The sequence below is a fragment of the Acidovorax sp. HMWF029 genome, from assembly GCF_003060895.1.
Classification (GTDB): Bacteria; Pseudomonadota; Gammaproteobacteria; order Burkholderiales; family Burkholderiaceae_C; genus Acidovorax.
In genome coordinates this window covers 1-3,712 of sequence record NZ_QAIH01000182.1, presented here as the reverse complement: position 1 = coordinate 3,712, position 3,712 = coordinate 1, and the positions used below count along the sequence as shown (strand labels likewise).

4 protein-coding genes are annotated in these 3,712 nt (G+C 65.8%); 2 read left to right on the top strand and 2 right to left on the bottom strand.

The window, feature by feature from the left end; genetic code table 11:
• Positions 1–1,337: ATP-binding protein (locus tag DBR12_RS12490; protein WP_369861545.1), on the top strand; the 1,337-nt coding region annotated here is incomplete at its 5' end.
• 3 nt (positions 1,338–1,340) lie between these two features.
• The gene (locus tag DBR12_RS12485; protein ID WP_108617541.1) at positions 1,341–1,907 is read left to right on the top strand and encodes a response regulator transcription factor; all 567 of its coding nucleotides are present in this window, start codon (positions 1,341–1,343) and stop codon (positions 1,905–1,907) included.
• A gap of 13 nt (positions 1,908–1,920) precedes the next feature.
• On the opposite strand, the gene sbmA is transcribed toward DBR12_RS12485, so the two are convergent.
• Together sbmA and DBR12_RS12475 are read right to left on the bottom strand one after the other, a co-directional pair.
• On the bottom strand, positions 1,921–2,910 hold the full coding sequence (sbmA, locus tag DBR12_RS12480; RefSeq protein WP_108617540.1) for a peptide antibiotic transporter SbmA: 990 nt from the start codon (positions 2,908–2,910) through the stop codon (positions 1,921–1,923).
• A gap of 307 nt (positions 2,911–3,217) precedes the next feature.
• The coding region (locus DBR12_RS12475) for an ankyrin repeat domain-containing protein (RefSeq protein WP_146185528.1) at positions 3,218–3,712 on the bottom strand (495 nt) is incomplete at its 5' end.

Genomic DNA, 3,712 nt, shown 5'->3' with positions numbered 1-3,712 from the left:
CGCCCACCCCGCGCGCAGAACCCGCCGCCACGCCGCCGCAGCAACAGCAACGCAGCCCGCGTGCGGCCGACGCTGCAGCGGGCATCAAGAACCTGCAACAGCTGATCGAGCTGCGCTGGATCGCCGTGGTGGGCCAGGTGTTCACCATCGAGATGGCGCACTACAGCCTGAACCTGCCGCTGCCGCTGCGCGAGATGCTGCTGGTGGTGGGCTGCCTGGCCGTATTCAACGTGGTGAGTCTGCTGCGACTGCGCACCGGGGTCATGGTGCGGACCATCGAGCTGTTCCTGGCCCTGCTGATCGACGTGGCCGTGCTCACCGTACAGCTGTACCTCAGCGGCGGCACCACCAACCCGTTTGTGTTCCTGTACCTGCTGCAGATCACCATTGGAGCCGTGCTGCTGCGCGGTGCCTACATCTGGTCCATCGTGGTCATCACGCTGCTGTGCTTTGGGGTGCTGGCCACACACCACCTGCCGCTGGAGTTGCCGCAGGACCTGCACCAGGGGCTTTCCAGCCTGTATGTGCTCGGCCTGCTTGTGTGTTTTGTGCTCAACGCTACGCTGGTGGTCGTGTTCATCACCCGCATCAACCTGAACCTGCGAGAGCGCGACGCGCGCCTGGCCGCCGCACGCCGCCGCCGCGTGGAAGAAGAGCACATCGTGCGCATGGGGCTGCTGGCCTCGGGCGCGGCGCACGAACTGGGTACACCGCTGTCCACCCTGGCTGTGATCCTGGGCGACTGGCAGCACGAAAAACGCCTGGCCGACAACGCCCCGCTGCAAGAGGACATTCGCGAAATGCAGGCCCAGGTGCAGCGCTGCAAAAGCATTGTGAGCGGCATCCTGCTGTCGGCGGGCGAGGCGCGCGGCGAGGAGTCGATGCAGACCACCGTGTGCACCTTTGTCGATGCGCTGGCCCGCGAATGGCGCGGCACCCGCTCCATGCCTACGTTCGAATATGACAACCAGTTCGGTGCCGACACGCCCATGGTGTCGGACACCACACTGCAGCAAATGGTTTTCAACGTGCTGGACAATGCCCGAGATGCCTCGCCCGACTGGGTGCGCCTGGCCGTCATGCGGGATGCCGATGTACTGCGCATCACGGTGACGGACCGGGGCCCCGGTTTTGCCCCCGACATGCTGTCCAAACTGGGAACCCCGTACCAGTCCACCAAGAACCGCCCCGGCCGGGGGCTGGGCCTGTACCTGGTGCTCAATGTGGCGCGCACCCTGGGTGGCAGCGTGGCGGCACGCAACCTGCCCGAAGGCGGGGCGCAAGTGACCATAGAGCTGCCCCTGGCAGCCATCGCCCTGCCCGGCACCACAAACTGAGCCATGCACACCGAAGACAACGCACACGATGACGACGACGGGCAGCGCCTGCTGCTGATCGTGGAAGACGACGAGGCCTTTGCCCGCACGCTCGCGCGCTCATTCGAGCGGCGCGGCTACCGTGTGCTGCAGGCCGCCAGCCTGCCCGAGGTGGAAGCCCTGCTCGCCGAACACACTCCGGGCTATGCCGTGGTGGACCTGAAACTCAAGGGCGATGCATCAGGCCTGGCCTGTGTGCAGCGGCTGCATGCGGCCGATGCCGACATGCTCATCGTGGTGCTCACGGGGTTTGCCAGCATCGCCACGGCGGTAGAGGCCGTGAAACTGGGCGCCTGCCACTACCTGGCCAAGCCCTCCAACACCGACGACATCGAGGCAGCCTTCGGGCTCAAAGAGGGCAACACCGAAGTGGAGCTGACCAACCGCTCCAGCTCCATCAAGACGCTGGAGTGGGAGCGCATCAACGAGGTGCTGGCCGAGACCGGCTTCAACCTCTCGGAAGCCGCCCGGCGCCTGGGGATGCACCGGCGCACGCTCACCCGCAAGCTCGAAAAGAAACAGGTGCGGTAGCGAGCCACCGGTCCTACGCAGAGACCGGTGCGGCCTCCTGCATCTGCCGTTCGAAAGCCCGCAGGCGCTTGTAGATCGAGACTTGCTCCACCACCGTGCTCCAGTTGAGCACCAGGAACTGGAACGACTCCAGCACCTTGTCGAACGCCCGCGCTATCTGCTGCATCACGCCGAGGGTGATGGCGCCCGCAATCAGCGTGGGGCCCAGCGCAATCAACGGCACCAGCACGCTCACCTGCAGGTACGACCACTTCACCACGTCGAAATACAGGTAGTGAAAGAACAGCCGGAAGTAGTTGCGCCGCACGGCCGCAAACAGCTCGGCCGCCGTGGGCGGCGCGGCGCGCGCAGGGTCGTCCTCGCCCAACACCAGCTCCTTGCGGTAGGCCGCCTCCACACGCTGGTTGTGAAACTCCAGCCCCGGCAACTTCACCCCGACACAAGCCAGCAACAGCGTGCCCCCTAGTGACCAGGCCAGCGCCACCCACACCAGCGCGTGGGGCACGGCGCCTATCAACGGCAACGCAGTGACCTTGTCCGACAGCGCCCACAGCACCGGCAAAAACGCCGCCAGCGTCATCAGGCTACGCATGAAGCTCAGCCCCAGGTCTTCCATGGTGCGGGCAAAGCGCATGGTGTCTTCCTGCACACGCTGGGCGGCGCCTTCGATGTGGCGCAGCCGGGGCCAGGCAGCCATGTAGTGCTCGGTCATCGCCTGCCGCCATCTGAAGATGTAATGCTTGCTGAAGAAGTCCACCAGCACCGCCGTCGTCACATAAATCATGGCGATGCGCGCGAAGGTGGAGAGCTGGCCCCAGAACTGCTCGGCCGTGATGCTGCCGGGCTTGCCCAGCGCCTCCTGGATCAGGTCATAAAAGCTGCCAAACCATTCGTTGATCTGTACATCCAGCTGCACGCGGTAGGCCGTGGCCAACAGGATCACGGCAGAGCCCAGAACAGACCAGACCCACCAGCGGCGGGCAAAGAAGAAGGACTTGAACATCGTGGACGGGGTGTTGTGGTTGTGAAAAGGGTCGCCCGGCTCTGACAGCCGCAGGGCCCGAACGTTCCGCAGCGGCTGCCGACCCCGCGACACGCAAGACACGCGCGTGGTGGGCAGGTTCCACACGGCACAAGCAGGAAAAAATATGGCAAAAATGGCCGTTACCGCGCGATGGGCCTCAAAAATTGCTTCAAAAACAATAGCAAATGTTACCTATGGACCGCTAGCGCCCGCCCCCGGGTCTTCCCGCAGCCCTCTCAGCATGGCCAAGGCTTGTGTGGAGGAAGTTCAGCCGTGCAGGCCCCCCCTACCGCCGAGACCCCAGGTGCTCCGCCAGCCAGCGCTCGGCATCGGTCTGCCCGCGCCACTGCGCCCAGTCCTGCGCGCTGTGGCCCTGCCGGTCGCGCCGGGCCAGGTCCACACCTTGCGCGTGCATCCACTGCAGCACCTGCACACGGCCCTTGGCTGCTGCCAGCATGACCGGGGTTTCGCCCCGGCTTGCGGGCGCGGGCTCGTCCAGGGCCTGCCCCTGTTCGGCCAACCACTCCAGGCACGGCACACAGCCGCTTTGCGCTGCCATGTGCACAGGCCCCCAGTCCCAGCGGTTGCGCACCTGCAGGCTCGCCCCGGCCTGCACCAGCCGCTGCGCCACGATCAGGTGGCCGCCATAGAAGGCGCGCAGCAGCGCCGTGTCGCCGCGCTCGCTGTCTTTCTGGGTCTGGCGCAGGTCCGGCACGGCACCGGCCTGCAAAAGCAGCTCCACATGCGCCATCTGTCCCCGGTGCGAGGCAAGCATGAGCAC

What these genes read in the sequence shown, in the direction of transcription:
- DBR12_RS12485 (WP_108617541.1), top strand. Translation starts at nt 1,341, where the DNA reads ATGCACACCGAAGACAACGCACACGATGACGACGACGGGCAGCGCCTG.
- sbmA (WP_108617540.1), bottom strand. Translation starts at nt 2,910, where the DNA reads ATGTTCAAGTCCTTCTTCTTTGCCCGCCGCTGGTGGGTCTGGTCTGTT.